We start from the raw sequence: 449 nt of genomic DNA, 5'->3' as shown, positions 1-449 counted from the left end.
TAAATCCCTAAGGTTAAAAATCCTGTCACTTTTACTTGCCGGTAAAAAGCCAAAGGCCACATCCTTCGAAATGGAGGAATTCTCTTTACTCACACGCTTCTCTCCCAACTATAGATATATTGATTGAATGGAATGGAATTACGGCTGTTAATGTAATAGACAATGTAAAAGTACACTACCTTAAACAAGTACATAGACTAAATAGACAATGATTAATAGCATGAAAAAAATAGAACCGGTCGCATCCCTCCATTTCATTTTGTCGACTTTCACAGCATCTTCCTGCTCATACGCATCGATCCGTTCATTCAAATCTGAATATAGACTTTTGATGAAGGGATCTTCTGACTGGATATTCTGTTGAAACTGATTCACTTTATTCAAAATTGCTTCTCCCCCCTTTGCCTTCTCTTGTTTATTCCCTCACTTTTCTTAAATGCAATAACCAT

1 protein-coding gene is annotated in these 449 nt (G+C 36.5%); it reads right to left on the bottom strand.

All coding sequences use genetic code 11. The annotated features are described in order from the left end of the window. Positions 1 to 180: 180 nt before the first annotated feature. Entirely contained in the window at positions 181 to 384 is a 204-nt protein-coding gene (locus tag CVN76_RS01975; protein ID WP_100530075.1) for a hypothetical protein, read from the bottom strand. Positions 385 to 449: the final 65 nt, after the last annotated feature.

The sequence above is a fragment of the Bacillus sp. mrc49 genome (genome assembly GCF_002803435.1).
This window is presented reverse-complemented; position numbering and strand designations above follow the sequence as displayed.